This window comes from Pseudomonas sp. MBLB4136, from assembly GCF_051904765.1.
Classification (GTDB): Bacteria; Pseudomonadota; Gammaproteobacteria; order Pseudomonadales; family Pseudomonadaceae; genus Aquipseudomonas.
The window spans coordinates 4,420,348-4,442,272 of the sequence record NZ_CP196713.1 but is presented as its reverse complement, the minus strand read 5'-3'; the positions used below and the strand labels follow the sequence as shown (position 1 = coordinate 4,442,272).

21 protein-coding genes are annotated in these 21,925 nt (G+C 66.0%); 16 read left to right on the top strand and 5 right to left on the bottom strand.

The window, feature by feature from the left end:
• Positions 1-20: 20 nt before the first annotated feature.
• From ACSX1D_RS20370 to ACSX1D_RS20345, 6 genes are all read left to right on the top strand, one after another.
• Positions 21-1,394, top strand: coding sequence for an aspartate aminotransferase family protein (locus tag ACSX1D_RS20370; RefSeq protein ID WP_439860181.1), 1,374 nt, complete (start codon positions 21-23; stop codon positions 1,392-1,394).
• A gap of 162 nt (positions 1,395-1,556) precedes the next feature.
• On the top strand, positions 1,557-2,651 hold the full coding sequence (locus ACSX1D_RS20365) for a polyamine ABC transporter substrate-binding protein (protein WP_439860180.1): 1,095 nt from the start codon (positions 1,557-1,559) through the stop codon (positions 2,649-2,651).
• Positions 2,652-2,918: 267 nt separating this feature from the next.
• The gene (locus ACSX1D_RS20360; protein WP_439860179.1) at positions 2,919-4,013 is read left to right on the top strand and encodes a polyamine ABC transporter substrate-binding protein; all 1,095 of its coding nucleotides are present in this window, start codon (positions 2,919-2,921) and stop codon (positions 4,011-4,013) included.
• Between the two features lie 52 nt (positions 4,014-4,065).
• The gene (gene potA, locus ACSX1D_RS20355; protein WP_208707389.1) at positions 4,066-5,208 is read left to right on the top strand and encodes a polyamine ABC transporter ATP-binding protein; all 1,143 of its coding nucleotides are present in this window, start codon (positions 4,066-4,068) and stop codon (positions 5,206-5,208) included.
• A gap of 26 nt (positions 5,209-5,234) precedes the next feature.
• A complete protein-coding gene (locus ACSX1D_RS20350; RefSeq protein ID WP_439862375.1) occupies positions 5,235-6,116 on the top strand; it encodes an ABC transporter permease subunit in 882 nt (293 codons plus the stop codon).
• Entirely contained in the window at positions 6,113-7,012 is a 900-nt protein-coding gene (locus ACSX1D_RS20345) for an ABC transporter permease subunit (RefSeq protein ID WP_439860178.1), read from the top strand. Before ACSX1D_RS20350 ends, ACSX1D_RS20345 begins: the two co-directional genes overlap by 4 nt.
• A 96-nt stretch (positions 7,013-7,108) precedes the next feature.
• Here ACSX1D_RS20345 and ACSX1D_RS20340 read toward each other — a convergent pair whose 3' ends face one another.
• A complete protein-coding gene (locus ACSX1D_RS20340; RefSeq protein ID WP_439860177.1) occupies positions 7,109-7,690 on the bottom strand; it encodes a DUF6436 domain-containing protein in 582 nt (193 codons plus the stop codon).
• Between the two features lie 121 nt (positions 7,691-7,811).
• On the opposite strand from ACSX1D_RS20340, the gene ACSX1D_RS20335 reads away from it, so the two are divergent.
• On the top strand, positions 7,812-8,753 hold the full coding sequence (locus tag ACSX1D_RS20335; protein ID WP_208707386.1) for an alpha/beta hydrolase: 942 nt from the start codon (positions 7,812-7,814) through the stop codon (positions 8,751-8,753).
• Positions 8,754-8,756: 3 nt separating this feature from the next.
• On the opposite strand, the gene ACSX1D_RS20330 is transcribed toward ACSX1D_RS20335, so the two are convergent.
• Entirely contained in the window at positions 8,757-9,524 is a 768-nt protein-coding gene (locus tag ACSX1D_RS20330; RefSeq protein WP_439860176.1) for a hypothetical protein, read from the bottom strand.
• Positions 9,525-9,613: 89 nt separating this feature from the next.
• On the opposite strand from ACSX1D_RS20330, the gene ACSX1D_RS20325 reads away from it, so the two are divergent.
• Positions 9,614-10,237 carry a 2OG-Fe(II) oxygenase gene (locus ACSX1D_RS20325; protein ID WP_439860175.1) on the top strand — a complete coding sequence of 208 codons (624 nt, stop codon included), beginning with the start codon at positions 9,614-9,616 and terminating at the stop codon, positions 10,235-10,237.
• A gap of 32 nt (positions 10,238-10,269) precedes the next feature.
• Positions 10,270-10,782, top strand: a complete 513-nt coding sequence (locus tag ACSX1D_RS20320) for a DUF523 domain-containing protein (RefSeq protein WP_439860174.1) — start codon at positions 10,270-10,272, stop codon at positions 10,780-10,782.
• 44 nt (positions 10,783-10,826) lie between these two features.
• On the opposite strand, the gene serA is transcribed toward ACSX1D_RS20320, so the two are convergent.
• Entirely contained in the window at positions 10,827-12,056 is a 1,230-nt protein-coding gene (gene serA, locus ACSX1D_RS20315; protein WP_208707382.1) for a phosphoglycerate dehydrogenase, read from the bottom strand.
• Positions 12,057-12,239: 183 nt separating this feature from the next.
• Here serA and ACSX1D_RS20310 point away from each other — a divergent pair, with 183 nt between their 5' ends.
• The 3 genes from ACSX1D_RS20310 (at position 12,240) to ACSX1D_RS20300 (ending at position 15,455) form a co-directional block, all read left to right on the top strand.
• Positions 12,240-13,634, top strand: a complete 1,395-nt coding sequence (locus ACSX1D_RS20310) for an FAD-binding oxidoreductase (protein WP_439860173.1) — start codon at positions 12,240-12,242, stop codon at positions 13,632-13,634.
• A gap of 137 nt (positions 13,635-13,771) precedes the next feature.
• Complete coding sequence (locus ACSX1D_RS20305; protein ID WP_439860172.1) at positions 13,772-14,437, top strand: fumarylacetoacetate hydrolase family protein; 666 nt, start codon at positions 13,772-13,774, stop codon at positions 14,435-14,437.
• A gap of 106 nt (positions 14,438-14,543) precedes the next feature.
• A complete protein-coding gene (locus ACSX1D_RS20300) occupies positions 14,544-15,455 on the top strand; it encodes an SdiA-regulated domain-containing protein (protein WP_439860171.1) in 912 nt (303 codons plus the stop codon).
• A gap of 32 nt (positions 15,456-15,487) precedes the next feature.
• Here ACSX1D_RS20300 and rpiA read toward each other — a convergent pair whose 3' ends face one another.
• A complete protein-coding gene (rpiA, locus tag ACSX1D_RS20295; RefSeq protein WP_439860170.1) occupies positions 15,488-16,159 on the bottom strand; it encodes a ribose-5-phosphate isomerase RpiA in 672 nt (223 codons plus the stop codon).
• Positions 16,160-16,301: 142 nt separating this feature from the next.
• On the opposite strand from rpiA, the gene ilvA reads away from it, so the two are divergent.
• Both ilvA and ACSX1D_RS20285 read left to right on the top strand, forming a co-directional pair.
• Positions 16,302-17,816, top strand: a complete 1,515-nt coding sequence (gene ilvA, locus ACSX1D_RS20290) for a threonine ammonia-lyase, biosynthetic (RefSeq protein WP_208707377.1) — start codon at positions 16,302-16,304, stop codon at positions 17,814-17,816.
• Positions 17,817-17,841: 25 nt separating this feature from the next.
• Positions 17,842-18,282 (top strand): DUF2269 family protein, encoded by a 441-nt coding sequence (locus tag ACSX1D_RS20285; protein WP_439860169.1) that lies wholly within the window; start codon positions 17,842-17,844, stop codon positions 18,280-18,282.
• A 63-nt stretch (positions 18,283-18,345) separates the two neighbouring features.
• On the opposite strand, the gene ACSX1D_RS20280 is transcribed toward ACSX1D_RS20285, so the two are convergent.
• Positions 18,346-18,999: an HAD family hydrolase gene (locus tag ACSX1D_RS20280; protein WP_439860168.1), complete on the bottom strand. Its 654-nt coding sequence runs from the start codon at positions 18,997-18,999 to the stop codon at positions 18,346-18,348.
• 143 nt (positions 19,000-19,142) lie between these two features.
• Here ACSX1D_RS20280 and ACSX1D_RS20275 point away from each other — a divergent pair, with 143 nt between their 5' ends.
• Positions 19,143-19,622: an RNA pyrophosphohydrolase gene (locus ACSX1D_RS20275; protein WP_208707374.1), complete on the top strand. Its 480-nt coding sequence runs from the start codon at positions 19,143-19,145 to the stop codon at positions 19,620-19,622.
• A gap of 19 nt (positions 19,623-19,641) precedes the next feature.
• On the top strand, positions 19,642-21,921 hold the full coding sequence (ptsP, locus tag ACSX1D_RS20270) for a phosphoenolpyruvate--protein phosphotransferase (protein WP_208707373.1): 2,280 nt from the start codon (positions 19,642-19,644) through the stop codon (positions 21,919-21,921).
• Positions 21,922-21,925: the final 4 nt, after the last annotated feature.

Below are 21,925 nucleotides of genomic sequence, written 5' to 3'. Positions count from 1 at the left end.
TGCATGAATTTGAGGTGGATATGAGCAAACCCGTGAGCAACCCGAAAACCCGCGAATGGCAGGCCATGAGCCGCGAGCATCACCTGGCCCCGTTCAGCGACTTCAAGCAGCTGGCGGAGGTCGGCCCGCGCATCATCACCAAGGCCGAAGGCGTGTACCTGTGGGACAGCGAGGGCAACAAGATCCTCGACGGCATGGCCGGCCTGTGGTGCGTGGCGCTGGGCTACGGCCGCGAAGAGCTGGTCGAGGCGGCCGCGGCGCAGATGCGCGAGCTGCCGTTCTACAACACCTTCTTCATGACCGCCCACCCGCCGGTGCTGGAGCTGGCCAAGACCATCGCCGAGATCGCCCCGGCGGGGATGAACCATGTGTTCTTCACCGGTTCCGGTTCCGAAGGCAACGACACCATGCTGCGCATGGTCCGCCACTACTGGGCGATCAAGGGCCGGCCGAACAAGAAGGTGATCATCGCCCGGGAGAACGGTTACCACGGCTCCACCGTGGCCGGCGCCAGCCTCGGCGGCATGAAGTACATGCATGAGCAGGGCGACCTGCCGATTCCCGGCATCGTGCACATCCCGCAGCCCTACTGGTTCGGCGAAGGCGGCGAGATGAGCCCCGACGAGTTCGGCGTCTGGGCCGCCGAGCAGCTGGAGAAGAAGATTCTCGAAGTCGGCGAAGACAACGTCGCCGCCTTCATCGCCGAGCCGATCCAGGGCGCCGGTGGGGTCATCGTGCCGCCGGACAGCTACTGGCCGAAGGTCCGCGAGATCCTCGCCAAGTACGACATCCTGTTCGTCGCCGACGAGGTCATCTGTGGCTTCGGCCGCACCGGCGAGTGGTTCGGCAGCGACTACTACGGCAATGCACCGGACATGATGACCATCGCCAAGGGCCTGACCTCCGGCTACGTGCCGATGGGCGGCCTGATCGTGCGCGACGAGATCGTCGAAGTGCTCAACCAGGGCGGCGACTTCAACCACGGCTTCACCTACTCCGGGCACCCGGTGGGCGCCGCCGTGGCCCTGGCGAACATCCGCATCCTGCGCGAGGAGAAAATCGTCGAGCGGGTCAGGGAAGAGACGGCACCCTATTTGCAGAAACGCCTGCGTGAACTGGCCGACCACCCGCTGGTGGGCGAGGTGCGCGGCGTCGGCCTGCTCGGTGCCATCGAGCTGGTGCAGGACAAGGCGACCCGCGCGCGCTTCCCGGGCGAGGTGGGCGTGGGCATGATCTGCCGCGGTCACTGCTTCGACAACGGCCTGGTCATGCGCGCCGTGGGCGACACCATGATCATTTCGCCGCCGCTGGTGATCAGCAAGGCGGAGATCGACGAGCTGGTGGACAAGGCCCGCCTGTGCCTCGACCTGACGGCCAAGGCAGTACTTAACTGAAGTGAGTGATGTAAGTGCTTTCGGACCCTTAGGCCTGAAAGTTGTAAAAAGTGCCAGGACCTTGCCAGACTGCATCCGCGCGTTGGCCAGGCTCACCGGAAGGTGTCGCAGTGAGGCTGCGCCGCCCTCCGGAATACTTCTACGACAACAGGAGCTGTACGCATGAACAAATTCGGCAAAACCCTTCTCGCGCTGTCCCTGGCCGGCGCCGTAGCCGGTGCCGCCCAGGCCGAGGAAAAAGTACTGCACGTCTACAACTGGTCGGATTACATCGCCGAAGACACCCTGGACAACTTCCAGAAGGAAACCGGCATCAACGTGGTCTACGACGTCTTCGACAGCAACGAGACCCTGGAAGCCAAGCTGCTCTCCGGCGGTTCGGGCTACGACGTGGTGGTGCCGTCCAACCAGTTCCTCGCCAAGCAGATCAAGGCCGGCGTGTTCCAGCCGCTGGACAAGTCCAAGCTGCCGAACTGGAAGAACCTCAACGCCGACCTGATGAAGGCCCTGGAAGCCGCCGACCCGGGCAACCAGTACGCCTTCCCCTACCTGTGGGGCACCACCGGCATCGGCTACAACCCGGAGAAGGTCAAGGCCGCCCTGGGCGTGGACAAGATCGACTCCTGGGCTGCGGTGTTCAAGCCGGAGAACATGGAGAAGCTCAAGTCCTGCGGTGTCGCCATGCTCGATGCGCCGGAAGAGATCTACGCCGCGGCGCTGCACTACCTGGGCAAGAACCCGATCGCCCAGAGCCCGGCTGACGTGAAGGCGGCCGAAGAGCTGCTGCTGCAGGTACGTCCGCATGTCACCTACTTCCACTCCTCCAAGTACATCTCCGACCTGGCCAACGGCAACATCTGCGTAGCGGTCGGCTGGTCCGGCGACGTGTTCCAGGCTCAGGCCCGCGCCGAGGAAGCGAAGAACAACGTACCGGTGGCCTATGCCATTCCCAAGGAAGGCGCCGCCACCTTCTTCGACATGATGGCCATCCCGGCCGACGCCAAGAACACCGAGGCGGCCTACACCTTCCTCAACTACATCCTCACCCCGGAAGTGATCGCGCCGATCTCCGACTATGTGGCCTACCCGAACGGCAACGCCGCCGCCACGCCGCTGGTCTCCGAGGAAATCCGCAACAACCCGGGCATCTACCCGACCGAGGAAGCCTCGAAGAAGCTCTACACCTTCACCGAGCTGAGCCCGAAGGTGCAGCGTGCCATGACCCGCAGCTGGACCAAGGTCAAGTCCGGCCGCTAAGCGACACCAAGCCAACCGGCTTCTGGCGGGGCGACCCGCCAGAAGCGCTAACAACAAAAAAGGAAGCTTGTATGCGTGATTCCACTCTTCTGCCCGGCCTGCTTGCCGGGGCTGTCGGCGGTGCGTTTTGCTGCGCCCGGCTGTCTGTTGCCTGGCGTCGCCGGGTCATCGCCATCGCCTGGCGTTAGGTGGCTCAACAGCAACGGTCTTTTCCGATAAAGTGCCGGCCTTTTCGCGGGCGGGCCGATGAAGAAAGAGGACACACGCATGCGCATCTGCTTCGCCAAGGCCCTGCTCGTCAGCGCCCTGGGCCTCGTCGCGGCGAGCCTGGTTCAGGCGGCCGGGACCCTGCACATCTACAACTGGAGCGACTACATCGGCGAAACCACGCTCGCCGACTTCGCGCGGGCCAGCGGGATCACGCCGGTCTACGACGTCTTCGACTCCAACGAAACCCTCGAAGGCAAGCTGCTGGCCGGCCGTTCCGGCTATGACCTGGTGGTGCCTTCCAACCATTTCCTCGGCAAGCAGATCAAGGCCGGCGCCTTCCAGAAGCTCGACCGCAGTCTGCTGCCCAACTGGGACAACCTCGATCCTGCGCTGCTCAAACAGCTGCAGAAGAACGATCCGGGCAACCAGTACGCCGTGCCCTACCTGTGGGGCACCAACGGCATCGGCTACAACGCCGAGAAGGTCAAGGCGGCCCTCGGCGTCGAGCGCATCGACTCCTGGGCGGTGCTGTTCGAGCCGCAGAACATGCAGAAGCTGGCCAGTTGCGGGGTGAGCTTCCTCGACTCGGCCGACGAGATGATCCCGGCGGTGCTCAACTACCTGGGACTGGACCCCAACAGCACCCGCCCCGCGGACTACGCCAAGGCCGAGGCCAAGCTGCTCGAGGTGCGCCCCTACGTCACCTATTTCCACTCATCCAAGTACATCGGCGACCTGGCCAACGGCAACATCTGCGTGGCCGCCGGCTACTCCGGCGACATGCTGCAGGCGGCCGCCCGTGCCGAAGAGGCCGGCCAGGGCGTGGAGATCCGCTACGCGATCCCCCAGGAGGGGGCGAACCTGTGGTTCGACATGCTGGCCATCCCCGCCGATGCGAGCAATGTGCAGGAGGCCCATGCCTTTATCAATTTCCTGCTGGAGCCGGCGGTGATCGCCGGGGTCAGCGACTACGTCGGCTACGCCAACCCCAATCCCAAGGCCTCCGAGCTGATGGATCCAGCGGTGCGTGACGACGAGCGGGTGTACCCGCCGCAAGCGGTTTTGGACAGGTTGTTTATCTCGGCGGAGTTGCCGAGCAAGGTGCAAAGGCTGATGACCCGCAGCTGGAACAGGGTCAAGTCAGGCCAGTAAATTCGCTCGTCCGGCCGCAGGGGTTGGGCGCTATTTTCCGGGAGTTTTGGTAATGGCAGTTGCTTCGAGTGCCTACAAGAAGATCCTCGAGGGCGATCAAGAGCCCAAAGAGGTGCTGGTCAAGATCGAGCGGGTCACCAAGAAGTTCGACGAGACGGTCGCCGTCGACGACGTCTCGCTGACCATCCACAAGGGCGAGATCTTCGCCCTGCTCGGCGGCTCCGGTTCGGGCAAGTCGACCCTGCTGCGCATGCTCGCCGGCTTCGAGCGGCCCACCGACGGGCGCATCTTCCTCGATGGCGAGGACATCACCGACATGCCGCCCTACGAGCGGCCGATCAACATGATGTTCCAGTCCTACGCCCTGTTCCCGCACATGAGCGTGGCCGAGAACATCGCCTTCGGCCTCAAGCAGGACCGCATTCCCAAGGCCGAGATCGACGCCCGGGTCGAGGAAATGCTCAAGCTGGTGCAGATGACCCAGTACGCCAAGCGCAAGCCGCACCAGCTCTCCGGCGGCCAGCGTCAGCGCGTGGCCCTGGCCCGTTCCCTGGCCAAGCGGCCCAAGCTGCTGCTGCTCGACGAACCCATGGGCGCGTTGGACAAGAAGCTGCGCTCGCAGATGCAGCTGGAGCTGGTGGAGATCATCGAGCGGGTCGGGGTGACCTGCGTGATGGTCACCCACGACCAGGAAGAGGCCATGACCATGGCCCAGCGCATCGCCATCATGCACCTGGGCTGGATCGCCCAGATCGGCAGCCCGGTGGACATCTATGAGACCCCGACCAGTCGCCTGGTCTGCGAGTTCATCGGCAACGTCAACCTGTTCGACGGCCAGGTGGTCGAGGACATGGAAGGCCACGCGCTGATCGACAGCCCGGACCTGGAGCGCAACATCTTCGTCGGCCACGGCGTCAGCACCTCGGTGCAGGACAAGAGCATCACCTACGCGATCCGCCCGGAGAAGCTGCTGGTCACCACCGAGCAGCCGAGCGGCGAGCACAACTGGTCGCGCGGCAAGGTGCACGACATCGCCTACCTGGGCGGTCATTCGGTGTTCCACGTCGAGCTGCCGAGCGGCAAGATCGTCCAGTCCTTCGTCGCCAACGCCGAACGGCGTAATGCGCGGCCGACCTGGGACGACGAGGTCTTCGTCTGGTGGGAGGACGACAGCGGGGTGGCGCTGCGCTCATGAACATTTCCCGAAGCATTAGCCGCCGGCTGCCCAAGGGTCGCCACTTCGTCATCGGTGTGCCGTTCGTCTGGCTGTTCCTGTTCTTCCTGCTGCCCTTCATCATCGTGCTGAAGATCAGCTTTGCCGAAGCCGAACTGGCCATCCCGCCCTATACCGATATCTACACCTGGGCCGACAACCAGCTATCGCTGGTGATCAACCTGGGCAACTACATCTTCCTCAGCGAGGACGACCTGTACGTGTCGGCCTACCTCGGCTCGCTGCAGATCGCCCTGATCAGCACCCTGCTGTGCCTGCTGATCGGCTACCCGATGGCCTATGCCATCGCCCGCGCGCCGAGGGAGATGCAGACGGTGTTCCTGCTGCTGATCATGATGCCGACCTGGACGGCGATCCTGATCCGCGTCTACGCCTGGATGGGCATCCTCAGCAGCAACGGCCTGCTCAACAGCCTGCTGCTGAACCTGGGCCTGGTCGACGAGCCGCTGCGCATCCTCAACACCAACGTCGCGGTGTACATCGGCATCGTCTATTCCTACCTGCCGTTCATGGTCCTGCCGCTCTACGCCAACCTGGTCAAGCACGACCAGAGCCTGCTGGAGGCGGCGGCAGACCTGGGTTCGAGCAACTTCAACAGCTTCTGGAAGATCACCGTGCCGCTGTCGAAGAACGGCATCATCGCCGGCTGCATGCTGGTGTTCATCCCGGTGGTCGGCGAGTTTGTCATCCCCGAGCTGCTTGGCGGCCCGGAGACCCTGATGATCGGCAAGGTGCTGTGGCAGGAGTTCTTCAACAACCGCGACTGGCCGGTGGCCTCCGCCCTGGCGGTGGTGATGCTGCTGATCCTGATCATCCCGATCATCCTGTTCAACCGTAACCAGGCGAAGGAAATGGAGGGCAGGGCATGAAGCGCGTAAGTTTCTCCACCCTGATGCTGTGGGCCGGGCTGGTGTTCATCTACCTGCCGATGGTCATTCTGGTGATCTACTCGTTCAACGGTTCGCGCCTGGTCACGGTGTGGGGCGGCTGGTCGGTGAAGTGGTACGTCGGCCTGCTCGACAACACCCAGCTGATGAGCGCGGTGCTGCGTTCCCTGGAGATCGCCCTGTACACGGCGATCGCCGCGGTGGCCCTGGGCACCCTGGCGGCCTTCGTGCTGACCCGGGTGACCCGCTTCAAGGGGCGCACCATGTTCGGCGGCCTGGTCACCGCGCCGCTGGTGATGCCAGAGGTGATCACCGGTCTGTCGCTGCTGCTGCTGTTCGTGGCCATGGCCCAGCTGATCGGCTGGCCCGCCGAGCGCGGCCTGCTGACCATCTGGATCGCCCACACCACCTTCTGCACCGCCTACGTCTCGGTGGTGGTGTCCTCGCGCCTGCGCGAGCTGGACCTGTCCATCGAGGAGGCGGCCATGGACCTGGGGGCGCGGCCGTGGAAGGTGTTCTTCCTGATCACCATCCCGATGATCGCGCCGTCCCTGGCGGCCGGCGGCATGATGTCCTTCGCCCTGTCGCTGGACGACCTGGTGCTGGCCAGCTTCGTCTCCGGTCCCGGCTCCACCACCCTGCCGATGGAGATCTTCTCCGCCGTGCGCCTGGGCGTGAAGCCGGAGATCAACGCCGTGGCCAGCCTGATCCTGCTGGCGGTGTCGCTGGTCACCTTCCTGGTCTGGTTCCTCTCCCGCCGGGCCGAGGAGCGGCGCAAGCGCGCCATCCAGCAGGCCATGGACGAAACCACCGGCGCCAGCCAGCAGCGCGGTCCGGACAGCCGCCGCGACCCGTCGCAGCAGCCTGCGGTGGTCTGATCGCGCGGGGTTGGGCACAACGATAAGGGGTCACTCAGGTGGCCCCTTTTTTGTGCTGTGGATTATTGCCGGGTGGCGGCGGCTGTTCTGCCGCGATCACGGCGCGGCGGTTTCCGCCCAGTCGCAGAAGCAACCCAGCGCCAGGGTGTTGCTGGCGTCGACCGTCCGGCCTGCCGCCAGGGCTTCGAGGATCGGCTCGATGAAGCTGTTGCTCGAGTTGCAGGTGAGGCCTTCGCTGTAGGGGCCGAAATAGGCCAGCTGGCCGTGGGTGTCCCAGATGGCCACGGCCGGGCTGGCGGGTATCCCAGCGGCGCCGGGCAGGGTCGTCAGTGCCTGCAGGTCGTCCAGGCCGGCCGCCAGGCGGCCCTGGCTGCCGGGCTTCTGCACCGCGTAGAAGGCCACGCCGCGCGGGGCGAACTCGGCGATCAGTTCGCTCAGGTGCTGCTGGTTGCCGACATTGCAGGGGCAGGCGGGGTCCCAGAAGTGCACCAGGCGAATCGGCCCGGGGCCGGCCAGGCGGTCCGGCAGGCGCAGTTCGGCGCCGGAGAACAGCGCCGCGCGCTCGTCGAAGGGGCGCAGGTAGCGCTCCTCGAACCAGCGAAGGGCCAGCGCCAGGGCGGCGACCAGCAGCAGCGTGAGCAGGCAGGCGAGCAGGGTCTTGCGGCTGGGGCGGGACATGGCATGGCGGTCGCGGAAGGGGCGCCTAGCTTGCCATGTCGCGCGTTGCAGCTGAACATCTGCGCGCGCCTGCGGCACAATGGCGCCCAGCGCAATGTCCACCCAGTCCACGGAAAGCCTTATGCCAGAGCGTTTCGATCCCGAGCACCTGCGTCCCTTGCTGCGCCCCCTGGCCGCGGCGACGCTGGAGTTGCCGGCGGTGCAGGCCTATCGGAGCTTCTATGGCATCGATCTGGCGCAGCGCCACGCGCGTCTGGACTGTCGCCTGGGCGGCTTCTCCGTCGCCGGCTACCAGATCGCTGCGCACCTCTGGGCGCCCCCCGAGCCGCAGGCGACCCTGCTGCTGGTGCACGGCTACTACGACCATATGGGGCTGTACCGCCATGTGGTCGACTGGGCGCTGCAGATGAACTTCGCGGTGCTCGCCTGCGACCTGCCGGGGCACGGCCTGTCCAGCGGCGCCCGGGCCAGCATCGACGACTTCGCCGAGTACCAGCAGGTGTTGCACGGCTTGCTCGAGGAGGCGGCGCTGCTGGACCTGCCGCAGCCCTGGCACCTGTGCGGGCAGAGCACCGGTGGCGCGATCCTGCTGGACTACCTGCTAAACGGCGCGCCACGGCCGGAGATCGGCCAGAGCATCCTCCTGGCGCCGCTGGTGCGGCCGCGGGCCTGGACCTGGTCGCAGCTCAGCTATCGCCTGCTCAGCCCCTTCGTCAAGGCGATACCCCGGCGCTTCAGCGAGAACTCCAGCGATCCCGCGTTCATCGACTTCGTGCAGAACCGTGACCCCCTGCAGCCGCGCAACCTGCCGACGGCCTGGTTCGCTGCCCTGCGCGACTGGGTGCCGCGCATCGAGGCGGCGCCGCGCAGCGCCCACAGCCCGCTGATCATCCAGGGCGAGGCGGACATGACGGTGGACTGGCAGCACAACCTCGAGGTGCTGCAGGACAAGTTCGCCACGCCGCAGATTCTGCGCCTGCCCGAGGCGCGCCATCACCTGGCCAATGAGGTGCCGGCGCTGCGCCAGCGCTATTTCGACTTTCTCCGCGAGCGCCTGGCCTGAGGCTCAGATGCCCTGGGGCGCCGGCTCCAGCTCGGCGCTGCTCTGGCCCACGGCCAGGCCGGAGCGGATCGCCGTCAGGGCGGCGCGGTAGTAGGCCTGGCCCGCGGGCGACTGGGCGAAACTGACGAACTCCTCCAGCTCCGGATCGGACAGCTCGCGGTAGACGTGCAGCAGGGTGTTGTCCAGGTCGGCACCAATCTGCTCGATAAGGTGCTGACGCTGGGTATCGAGCAGGGTCTGGGCCGCGCCGCCGCCGAGCAGGCCGGGCAGCATCTGGCTGAGGCTGTCGGCGGCGACGCCGGCCAGGGCCAGGCTGATCTCGGCACCCGCCTCTTCGGCTGGCAGGGCCTGGGCCAGGTGGCGGATCAGCAGGCGCCGGGTGGCGCTGGCCTCGCTGCGCGGCAGGCCGTCGGCGTGCAGCGCCAGCTGCTCGCGGCTGGTGGCGAGCAGTTCGGCGGCGACTATCTTGCGGCCCAGCGGCGACTGGAAGAACTGCAGTGCCGGCAGCGGATCGGCCAGCTGCTGGCGCAGGCTGAATTGCGCACGCTGGTCGATGGCCCGCGGGTCGAAGCGGCGGTTGCTGTTCTCCACCAGGGCCTGGTAGACCGCCGGCGGCAGGCTGCGGCGGTAGCGCTCCTGGGCGGCACGCAGGGCGTCGTTGAAGTGCGCGCGCTGCTGTGGCCAGCCGGCGGCCTGGTACAGCTGCAGGTGCACGTCGGCCAGGCTGGGCAGGCTGAAGATCAACAACAAGACAACGCAAAGGGCGCGCATACAGACTCCTGTGTAGCGGGCGGCTATTTTCAATGGCCAGTCGAAGCTTGTCGAGGCGCGCGGCCTTGCCACGCTGTAGAATCGCCGGCATGCCGACCGACGCCAAAGACCTGCCCCTATCGAACATCGTCGACGACCTAGCCGAACAGGGCTGGTCGTTGCAGCCGCTGTTCGCGCCTAATGCTCTGACCCTCGAGTTGGCCGAAGAGTGCCGCAGGCGCGCGGCCCGGGGCGCCTTGACCCCCGCCGGCGTCGGCAAGGCCCAGGAGGTCCGCGAAGGCATTCGCGGCGACCGCATCGAGTGGCTGGACCCCGGCCAGTCGGCGGCCTGCGATCGCTACCTGGCGCTGCTCGACGAGCTGCGCCTGACGCTCAACCGCGGCCTCTTCCTCGGCCTCGAGGACTACGAGAGCCACTTCGCGTTGTACCCGCCGGGCGCCTTCTACCAGAAGCACCTGGACCGCTTTCGCGACGACGACCGCCGTGCGGTGTCGGTGGTGCTCTACCTCAACCCGGACTGGCAGCCCGAGCATGGCGGCGCCTTGCGCCTGTATCTGGCCGATGGCTCGACGCGCGACATCGCCCCCCAGGCCGGCAGCCTAGTGGCATTTCTGTCGGCGGAGATGCTCCATGAGGTGCTGCCGACCAGCCGCGAGCGACTGTCGCTGACCGGTTGGTTCCGCCGTCGCGGCGCCGACCCGTTGCAGCCATGAGCGCTGCGCCGAAGCGCGGCAGGGGAGGGGATATGCAGAAGGTGCTGGTCAGCCGTTGCCTGCTCGGCCATCCGGTGCGCTACGACGGCGGCGCCCACGGCCCCATCGGGCTGCTCGAGCGCTGGCAGGCCGAGGGGCGCGTGGTGGCCCTGTGCCCCGAGGTGGCCGGTGGCTTGCCGACGCCGCGGCCGCCGGCGGAAATCCCCGGTGGCCAGGGCGCCCAGGTGCTCGACGGCCTGCTGCCGGTGCGCAGTGCGGACGGCGAGGACTTCAGTGCCGCCTTTCTCGCCGGCGCGCAGCAGGCGCTGGCACTGGTCGAGCGCCAGCAGATCCGCCTGGCGGTGCTCAAGGCACGCAGCCCCTCTTGTGGCAACCGCGAGAACTACGACGGCAGCTTCAGCGGCCGCAAGGTCGCCGGCGAAGGGGTCACGGCGGCGCTGTTGCGGCGGGCCGGGGTGCAGGTGTTCAGCGAGGAGGAGCTGGCCGAAGCAGAAGCGGCGCTGCGCCGGCTGGAAAGCGCTGAGCCGGGATTCGCGGTGGAATGAAGAAGGGAGGCCGACGGCCTCCCTTCTTCGTTGCCCGGCGGGGCTTAGAACAGCACGCGGCTGCGGATGGTGCCGTGCACGTGCTGGAGCTTCTCCAGGGCCAGGTCGGAGTACTCGGCGTCGACGTCGATCACCACGTAGCCGACCTTGTCGTTGGTCTGCAGGAACTGGCCGGAGATGTTGATGCCGTTGTCGGCGAACACCTTGTTGATCTCGCTCATCACCCCCGGCACGTTGGCGTGGATGTGCAGCAGGCGGTGCTTGCCCGGGTGCGATGGCAGGGCCACCTCGGGGAAGTTGACCGAGGACACCGAGGTGCCGTTGTCGCTGTACTTGACCAGCTTCTCCGCCACTTCCAGGCCGATGTTGGCCTGCGCCTCGGCGGTGGAACCGCCGATGTGCGGGGTCAGGATCACCCGGTCCAGGCCGCGCAGCGGGCTCTCGAATTCCTCGTCGTTGGACTTGGGCTCGACCGGGAAGACGTCGATGGCCGCGCCGATCAGGTGCTCGTCCTTGATCGCCTCGGCCAGCTTGTCCAGCTCGACCACGGTGCCACGGGCGGCGTTGATCAGGATGCCGCCCTTCTTCATGGCGCGGATTTCCTTCTCGCCGATCATCCACTGGGTGGAGGCCAGTTCCGGTACGTGCAGCGAGACGATGTCGCACATGCCCAGCAGTTCGTAGAGGTTGCCGATCTGCGTGGCGTTGCCCAGTGGCAGCTTGGTCACCACGTCATAGAAGAACACCTGCATGCCCATGGCCTCGGCCAGTACCGAGAGCTGGGTGCCGATCGAGCCGTAGCCGATGATGCCGAGCTTCTTGCCGCGGATCTCGAAGGAGTTGGCCGCACTCTTGATCCAGCCGCCACGGTGGCAGGAGGCGTTCTTCTCGGGAATGCCGCGCAGCAGCAGGATGGCCTGCGCCAGCACCAGTTCGGCCACCGAGCGGGTGTTCGAGTAGGGCGCGTTGAACACCGCGATGCCGCGCTCGCGGGCGGCGTCCAGGTCGACCTGGTTGGTGCCGATGCAGAAGCAGCCGACGGCGACCAGCTTCTTCGCGCAGTCGAACACCTCAGCGGTCAGCTGGGTGCGCGAGCGGATGCCGATGAAGTGGGCTTCGGCGATCTTCTCTTTCAGCTCGTCGCCTGACAGGGCGCCCTTGAGGTACTCGATGTTGGTGTAGCCGGCGGCCTTCAAGGTGTCCACGGCATTCTGGTGGACGCCTTCGAGGAGAAGGAACTTGATCTTGCTCTTGTCGAGAGAGGTCTTGCTCATCGGAGTACCTGTTGTCCCACAAATAGTGTCAGGGAAGCGTCAGCTGTGTTGCTGATCGCGCCCGCGGAAGGGCCGGGGGCGCGATTCACGGGGTGCGTATGCTAGCATGATCTCCTTTTTCCATGCTTGGTTGCGACCTGAATGGTTCTCGGGGCGACCATGAATCGTTTGAGAGTTCACTTGATGACCACAGCTGCCCTGATCGAAGAACTTAAGACCCTGGTCGAGCCCGGCAAGGTGCTCACCGATGCCGATTCCCTCGCCACCTACGGCAAGGACTGGACCAAGCACTTCGCACCCAACCCCACTGCCATCGTCTTCCCCAAGAGCGTCGAGCAGGTCCAGGCCATCGTGCGCTGGGCCAACCAGCACAAGGTCGCCCTGGTGCCGTCCGGCGGTCGCACCGGGCTGTCCGCGGCGGCGGTGGCGGCCAACGGTGAGGTGGTGGTGGCCTTCGACTATATGAACCAGATTCTCGAGTTCAACGAATTCGATCGCACCGTGGTCTGCCAGCCGGGGGTGATTACCCAGCAGCTGCAGGACTTCGCCGAAGACAAGGGGCTGTACTATCCGGTGGACTTCGCCTCCGCAGGCTCCAGTCAGATTGGCGGCAATATCGGCACCAATGCCGGCGGTATCAAGGTGATTCGCTACGGCATGACCCGCAACTGGGTGGCCGGTCTGAAGGTCGTCACCGGCACCGGCGAGCTGCTGGAGCTGAACAAGGACCTGATCAAGAACGCCACCGGCTACGACCTGCGTCAGCTGTTCATCGGTGCGGAGGGCACACTCGGTTTCGTCGTCGAAGCCACCATGCGCCTGGATCGTGCGCCGCAGAACCTTACCGCCATGGTCCTCGGCACCCCGGACTTCGACTCGATCATGCCGGTGCTGCATGCCTTCCAGGGCAAGCTCGACCTGACCGCCTTCGAGTTCTTCTCCGACCGCTGCCTGGACAAGATCCTCGATCGCGGCGACGTGCCGGCGCCCTTCGAGACCCGCACGCCCTTCTATGCCCTGCTGGAGTTCGAGGCGACCACCGAGCAGGTGGCCGAGGCGGCCCTGGCCACCTTCGAGCACTGCGTCGAGCAGGGCTGGGTGCTCGACGGGGTGATGAGCCAGAGCGATCAGCAGCTGCAGAACCTGTGGAAGTTGCGCGAATACATCTCCGAGACCATCTCGCACTTCACCCCGTACAAGAACGACATCTCGGTCACCGTGTCGAAGGTGCCGGCCTTCCTCGCCGACATCGACAACCTGGTCAACAGCAACTACCCGGACTTCGAAGTGCTCTGGTATGGCCATATCGGCGACGGCAACCTGCACCTGAACATCCTCAAGCCGGACGCGCTGAGCAAGGACGAGTTCTTCGCCAAGTGCGCGACAGTGAACAAGTGGGTGTTCGAGGTGGTGCAGAAGTACAGCGGCTCGATCAGCGCCGAGCACGGCGTCGGCATGACCAAGCGTGACTACCTGGGCTACAGCCGTTCCGCGGCGGAGATCGGCTACATGAAGGCGATCAAGGCGGTGTTCGACCCGAACGGCATCATGAACCCGGGCAAGATCTTCCCGCTCTGACCGGCGCGCCTGCGCCTTTGGTAGCAGTGACAGCCCATGTCGGCCAGGCCAGCATGGGCGATTGAGCATTGAACAGACCCAGCTTTGTAGGGTGGAAAACCGCGCAGCGTTTCCACCATTAGCCGCAAGGAGTCCCCATGAGCTACCAGCACCAGTATGTCGACGGCACCCATATCCACTTTCCCATGGGCAAGGTGGTGTGCATCGGCCGCAACTATGCCGAGCATGCGCGGGAACTGAACAACCCGGTGCCCACCGAGCCGCTGTTGTTCATCAAGCCCGGCAGCTGCGTGGTGCCGCTGGACGACGGCTTCAGCATTCCCGAGGACCGTGGCGCGGTGCATTACGAGGCGGAGATCGCCGTGCTGATCGGCAAGCCGCTGTCGCGTTGCCCCGATGCGGAAGAGGTGCGCGACGCGATTTCCGGTTTTGCCCCGGGCCTGGACCTGACCCTGCGCGACGTGCAGGCCCAGCTGAAGGAAAAGGGTTATCCCTGGGAAATCGCCAAGTCCTTCGATGGCGCCTGCGTGCTGGCGCCGTTCGTGCCGGGCGATGCCATCGAGGCGCTGGAGGACATCGGCATCCGCCTGAGCATCAATGGCGAGATCCGCCAGGACGGCAACAGCCGCGACATGCTCAACCCCATACTGCCGCTGATCCAGCACATCTGCGGTCACTTCAGTCTGCAGCCGGGCGATGTCATCCTCACCGGCACGCCGGTTGGTGTCGGTCCCTTGCACAAGGGTGACGAGCTGGCGCTGGAACTGGTCGGCCACTCGCGCTTCGCCAGTCGCGCGCTGTAAGGCGCCGGGCCTGGTCGGGGCGCCCCGGGGCGCCTTTCGTCGCGGCAATCGAACCTTAACGCCAGGACGTTAGTCTGACGGGAGTCCTTTTCCCGAGTAGTACCCGATGCCTGTATTGCCGTCCCCCCTGCTGCGTCCGCGTCGGTTGGCGCTGTTGTCCCTGCTCCTGCTGCTGGCGCTGGCGCTCGACTACCTGCAATGGCACAAACGCGCCTATTTCTGGATCAAGGAGCAGGGCTTCAGCCTCGTCGAGCGCCAGGCAAGCATCTGGCTGCCCGACTATCGAGCGGTACTGCGCGGCAAACCGCTGGCCGGCCTGGAGGATGACGAGACCTCCGGACTGACCTACCACCCGGGCCGCGACACCCTGTTCACCGTCACCGGCAAGCACCCGCAGCTGGTCGAGCTATCGTTGGATGGCGAGGTGCTGCGGCGCATCCGTCTCGAGGGCTTCGCCGATCCAGAGGGCGTCGAACTGGTGGCGGACGGACGCCTGGCGATCATCGACGAGCGCCGCCACACCCTGACCAGCTTCCACCTGGCCGACGATGCGCAGAGCATCGATGCGCGCAATTACCCGGCCTTCGACCTGGGCTTCGCCGACGCCGGCAACAAGGGCTTTGAGGGCATCGCCTGGGACTCGCGCCGGCAGCGCGTGCTGCTCGGCAAGGAGCGCGGTCCGATGGGCCTGTTCAGCCTGCCGTTTCCCGGCGAGGATGGCGCGCCGGGCACCCTTCAGCCCCTGCCGATGGGCAACCTCTTCGTGCGCGACATCTCCTCCCTGACCCACGACGTGCGCACCGGCCACTCCCTGGTGCTCTCCGACGAGTCGCGCCTGTTGCTGGAGTTGGATGAGGACGGCGAGCCGGTCAGCTTCATCAGCCTGGCCGGCGGGCGCAACGGCTTGCTCGAGGGTATCGAGCAGGCCGAAGGCGTGACCATGGACGCGGACGGCAATATCTACATAGTCGGCGAGCCGAACCTGCTGTACGTGTTCAAGCGCCGGGCCGGAGCCTAGCTCGCCGCTCAGTCAGTGCTCGGCGACGGCGCTCAGCGGGTGAGGCGCCTGACCCCTTCGACGGTGCCCAGCAGCAGCAGGTCGGCCGGGCGTGCGGCGAACAGGCCGTTGGTGACCACGCCGACGATGTTGTTGATCTGCGCTTCCAGCTCGCTCGGGTTGACGATCGACAGGTTGTGCACGTCGAGGATCTGGTTGCCGTTGTCGGTCACCACCCCTTCGCGGTACACCGGGTCGCCGCCCAGCTTGACCAGTTGGCGGGCGACGTGGCTGCGCGCCATGGGGATTACCTCGACCGGCAGCGGGAAGGCGCCGAGCACCGCTACCAGCTTGCTGGCATCGGCGATGCAGATGAAGGTCTTGGCCACCGCGGCGACGATCTTCTCGCGGGTCAGCGCGGCGCCGCCGCCCTTGATCAGGTTGAGGTGCTCGTCGCTCTCGTCGGCGCCGTCGACGTAGAACTCCAGGTCACTGACCGCGTTCAGCTCGTACACCGGGATGCCGTGGCCCTTGAGGCGCGCGGCGGTGGCTTCCGAGCTGGCCACGGCGCCATCAAACTCCATCCGGTGCTTGGCCAGGGCGTCGATGAAGCAGTTGGCGGTGGAGCCGGTGCCGACCCCGACGACGCTCTTGGCGTCGAGCTTGGGGAGGATGAAGTCGACGGCGGCCTGGGCGACTGCCTGTTTCAGTTGATCCTGGGTCATCGCGGTTTCTGCGCCTGATTGAAGTCGGGAGGCGCGAATTATAGCCGTTTGCGCCGGCAAAACCCCGCCATTCGTATGGTCGCTCGGCGCGGGCCTGGGGTAGACTCCGGGGTCCCCTAGCGCAACCGCCTGCGATATCGCCATGCTCGAACAGTACGTCAAGAAGATCCTCACCTCGCGCGTCTACGACGTCGCGGTGGAAACCCCCCTGCAAGCCGCCAACCAGCTCTCCGAGCGTCTGGGCAACCAGATTCTGCTCAAGCGCGAAGACCTGCAGCCGGTGTTCTCCTTCAAGATTCGCGGCGCCTACAACAAGTTGGCCCAGCTGTCGGCCGAGGAACAGGCCCGCGGCGTGGTCACCGCCTCGGCCGGCAACCACGCCCAGGGCCTGGCCCTGGCGGCCAAGGTGCTGGGGGTCAAGGCGACCATCGTGATGCCCAAGACCACCCCGGAAATCAAGGTCAACGGCGTGCGCTCGCGTGGCGGCAAGGTGGTGCTGCACGGGGACAGCTTCCCCGAGGCGCTGGCCTATTCGCTCAAGCTGGTGGAGGAGAAGGGCTACATCTATATCCACCCCTACGACGATCCGCACACCATCGCCGGCCAGGGCACGGTGGCCATGGAGATCCTCCGCCAGCACCCGGGCCAGCTGGATGCCATCTTCGTCCCGGTGGGCGGCGGCGGGCTGATCGCCGGCATCGCCGCCTACGTCAAATACCTGCGCCCCGAGGTCAGGATCATCGGCGTCGAGCCGGACGATTCCAATTGCCTGCAGGCCGCCATGGCCGCCGGCGAGCGCGTGGTGCTGCCGCAGGTCGGGCTGTTCGCCGACGGCGTGGCGGTGGCGCAGATCGGCGAGCACACCTTCGCCATCTGCAAGGACCACGTCGACGAGGTGATCACCGTCAGCACCGACGAGATCTGCGCGGCGATCAAGGACATCTACGACGACACCCGCTCGATCACCGAGCCGGCCGGCGCCCTGGCCGTGGCCGGGATCAAGCGCTATGTCGAGCGCGAGGGCTGCCGCGACCAGGTGCTGGTGGGCATCGACTCGGGGGCCAACGTCAACTTCGACCGCCTGCGCCATGTCGCCGAGCGCGCCGAGCTGGGCGAGAAGCGCGAGGCGATCATTGCTGTGACCATTCCCGAGCAGCCGGGCAGCTTCAAGGCATTCTGTGAGGCGATCGGCAAGCGCCAGATCACTGAGTTCAACTACCGCTACCACACCGACAGGGAGGCGCACATCTTCGTCGGCGTGCAGACTCACCCGGAGACCGACCCGCGCGCGGCGCTGGTGGCGAGCCTGCGCGAGCAGGGCTTCCCGGTGGTCGACCTGACCGACAACGAACTGGCCAAGCTGCACATCCGCCACATGGTCGGCGGCCATGCCGCGCGGGTCAGCGACGAGGTGGTGCTGCGTTTCGAGTTTCCCGAGCGGCCCGGGGCGCTGTTCAACTTCCTGCAGCGCCTCGGCGGGCGCTGGAACATCTCGATGTTCCACTACCGCAACCACGGCGCGGCCGACGGCCGGGTGGTCGCCGGCCTGCAGGTCCCCCAGGCCGAGCGCCACCTGGTGCCGGCGGCGCTGGACGAGATCGGCTACCCCTACTGGGACGAGAGCGACAATCCGGCCTACAAGCTGTTTCTCGGATGAGCCGGCGCGCCGGCAGGAAGGCTGAATGGAACACTATCAACTGCTGAAACTGGCCCACAGCCTGCCTGGCATCCTGCTGCTGCTCGGGGTGCTGGCCCACGTGCTGATGCTGTGGAAGGCGGCGCGCGACGGCGATGCCCAGGTGCTGCAGCGCAAGCTCGCGCGTACCCGCTCGATCAGCCTGCCGCTGCTCGGGCTGCTGGCCCTGAGCCTGCCGGTCAGCGGCTGGTGGCTGGTCGATCTGGCGAGCTGGCCGCTGGGGCAGACCTGGTTGCTGGCCAGTAGCCTGCTGTTCGCCTTGCTAGTGATCGGCGGCCTGTTGCTGAACGGGCAGCTGAGTGCCTGGCAGGCCCTGGGCGAGACGCCGGCGCCCGCCCGGTTGCTGCGCTTCGCCGCCGGCTATGCCGGACTGATCCTGCTGGTGCTGTTGCTGATTCTCGGGCTGATGGGCGCCAAGCCGGCCTGAGGGCCGTGGAGAAACCAGAACGCCGCCCATCCGGCCGGCGTTTTGGTTGGCGCGGGGCGGCGTCTAGCGTAGCGAGATGATCGGCCAGCCGCGGCTCTGCGCTTCGGCGCGCAGCTTGGCATCGGGGTCGACCGCCACCGGCCGGGTCACCCGCTCGAGCAGCGGCAGGTCGTTCATCGAGTCGCTGTAGAAGCAGCTGTCGTCCAGGCTCATGCCGGTTTCGGCGAGCCAGCGGTTGAGGCGGGTGACCTTGCCCTCCTTGAAGCAGGGCACGTCGGTGGTGCGGCCGGTGTAGCGGCCGTCGGCCATTTCGCACTCGGTGGCCAGCAGGGTGTCGACGCCCAGGCGTGCGGCGATCGGCGCGGTGACGAAGCGGTTGGTGGCGGTGATGATCAGCAGCTTGTCGCCGGCGGCGCGGTGCTCTTCCAGCAGGGCTTCGCCCTTGGCCAGGATGATCGGCTCGATGCAGTCGCGCATGAACTCGCGGTGCCACTGTTCGAGCTGGGCCATTTCGCTGCGCCCGAGTATCTCCAGGCTGAAGTTCAGGTAGTCGCGAATGTCCAGGCGACCGGCCAGGTAATCCTCGTAGAAGGCGTCGTTGCGCGCCTTGTAGGCCACGCCGTCGAGGATGCCGCGCTCGCACAGGTAGTCGCCCCAGGCGTGGTCGCTGTCGCCGCCGAGCAGGGTGTTATCGAGGTCGAAGAGGGCCAAGCGCACGCGGATCACCTTTTATTGCAGAAGCCGAGGGGCGCCAGAATAGCGGCTTTTCCGGGCCATTCCTACTTAGCGGACGGCCGCGTTGCCGCTGCCGCGGGCTTTGTGGAACAATGCCGAAACATGCGTTTACGAGGTTGTGCGCCGTGATCGACCCTGATGGTTTTCGCCCTAATGTCGGCATCATCTTGACCAATGATGTCGGCCAGGTGCTCTGGGCGCGTCGGATAAACCAGGACGCCTGGCAGTTCCCGCAAGGCGGGATCAACGACCATGAGTCGCCGGAAGAAGCGCTGTTTCGTGAATTGAATGAGGAAGTCGGCCTGGAGCAGGAGGATGTGAAAATTCTCGCCTGCACCCGTGGCTGGTTGCGGTATCGTCTGCCTCAACGTCTGGTCCGCACCCACAGCCAGCCGCTGTGTATCGGCCAGAAACAGAAATGGTTCCTGCTGCGCCTGCAGTCGGACGAGAACAAGGTGCGCATGGACCTGACCGGCAAGCCGGAGTTCGATGGCTGGCGCTGGGTCAGTTACTGGTATCCATTGGGCCAGGTGGTCACATTCAAGCGCGAAGTCTACCGTCGCGCCCTCAAGGAACTCGCTCCGCGCCTGTTGGCGCGGGACTGACACTGACTAGAGCCGAGCCATGCTCAATACGCTGCGCAAGATCGTCCAGGAAGTTAATGCCGCCAAGGACCTCAAGGCGGCGTTGGGCATCATCGTGCAGCGCGTCAGGGAGGCCATGGGCAGCCAGGTCTGCTCGGTCTACCTGCTCGACCCGGAAACCAACCGCTTCGTCCTGATGGCCACCGAAGGCCTCAACAAGCGTTCCATCGGCAAGGTCAGCATGTCGCCCAGCGAGGGCCTGGTCGGCCTGGTCGGCACCCGCGAGGAGCCGCTGAACCTCGAGGACGCCGCCGCCCATCCGCGCTACCGCTACTTCGCCGAGACCGGCGAGGAGCGTTTCGCCTCCTTCCTCGGTGCCCCGATCATCCACCACCGGCGGGTGATGGGCGTGCTGGTGATCCAGCAGAAGGAGCGTCGCCAGTTCGACGAGGGCGAAGAGGCCTTCCTGGTGACCATGAGCGCGCAGCTCGCTGGGGTCATCGCCCATGCCGAGGCGACCGGCTCGATTCGCGGCCTGGGTCGCCAGGGCAAGGGCATCCAGGAAGCCAAGTTCATCGGCGTGCCCGGGTCGCCCGGCGCCGCGGTCGGCACCGCGGTGGTGGTGCTGCCGCCGGCTGACCTGGAGGTGGTGCCGGACAAGGCCATCGATGACATAGACGCCGAACTGGCGCTGTTCAATACCGCCCTGGAAGGGGTGCGCGCGGACATGCGCAACCTCTCGAGCAAGATGGCCAGCCAGTTGCGCCCGGAAGAGCGCGCGCTGTTCGACGTGTACCTGATGATGCTCGAAGACGCCGCCCTGGGTAACGAGGTGGTCAACGTCATCCGCACCGGTCAGTGGGCCCAGGGCGCTCTGCGTCAGGTGGTCGGCGAGCACGTCAACCGCTTCGAGCTGATGGACGACGCCTACCTGCGCGAGCGCGCCTCCGACGTCAAGGACCTCGGCCGCCGCCTGCTCGCCTACCTGCAGCAGGCGCGCCAGCAGACCCTGGAGTACCCGGACAACTGCATCCTGGTCAGCGAGGAACTGTCGCCGACCATGCTCGGCGAGGTGCCCGAGGGCAAGCTGGTCGGCCTGGTCTCGGTGCTCGGCTCGGGCAACTCCCATGTGGCGATCTTCGCCCGCGCCATGGGCATTCCCACGGTGATGGGCGCGGTCGATCTGCCCTATTCGAAGATCGACGGCATCCAGCTGATCGTCGATGGTTACCACGGCGAGGTATTCACCAACCCCAGCGAGCTGCTGCGCAAGCAGTACGCCGATGTGGTCGAGGAAGAGCGCCAGCTGACCCAGGGCCTGGATGCCCTGCGCGCCCTGCCCTGCGAGACCCTGGACGGCCACCGCATGCCGCTGTGGGTCAACACCGGCCTGCTCGCCGATGTGAAACGGGCCCAGGAGCGCGGCGCTGAGGGCGTCGGCCTGTACCGCACCGAAGTGCCGTTTATGATCAAGGAGCGCTTTCCCAGCGAGAAGGAGCAGCTGGCCATCTACCGCGAGCAGTTGGCCGCCTTCCATCCGCTGCCGGTGACCATGCGCAGCCTGGACATCGGTGGCGACAAGGCGCTGAGCTATTTCCCAATCAAGGAAGAAAACCCCTTTCTCGGCTGGCGCGGTATCCGCGTGACCCTCGACCACCCGGAGATCTTCCTGGTGCAGACCCGTGCCATGCTCAAGGCCAGCGAGGGCCTGAACAACCTGCGCATCCTGCTGCCGATGATCTCCGGCATCCAGGAGCTGGAGGAGGCCCTGCACCTGATTCACCGCGCCTGGGGCGAGGTGCGCGACGAGGGCACCGACGTGCCGCTGCCGCCGGTCGGGGTGATGATCGAGATTCCCGCGGCGGTCTACCAGACCCGCGAGCTGGCGCGCCAGGTGGACTTCCTCTCGGTCGGCTCCAACGACCTGACCCAGTACCTGCTGGCGGTGGATCGCAACAATCCGCGGGTCGCCGACCTCTACGATTTCTTCCACCCGGCCGTGCTGCAGGCGCTGGGCAAGGTGATCAGCGACGCCCATGCCGAAGGCAAGCCGGTGAGCATCTGCGGCGAGATGGCCGGGGACCCGGCGGCGGCGGTGCTGCTGATGGCTATGGGCTTCGACAGCCTGTCGATGAACGCCACCAACCTGCCCAAGGTCAAGTGGCTGCTGCGCCAGATCAGCCTGGGCAAGGCCAAGGAGCTGCTGGCCCAGGTGATGAGCATCGACAACCCGCACCTGATCCACAGTACCCTGCAGCTGGCCCTGAGAAATCTGGGCCTGGGACGCATGATCAATCCGGCGTCGGATATTCAGGCCTGATAGC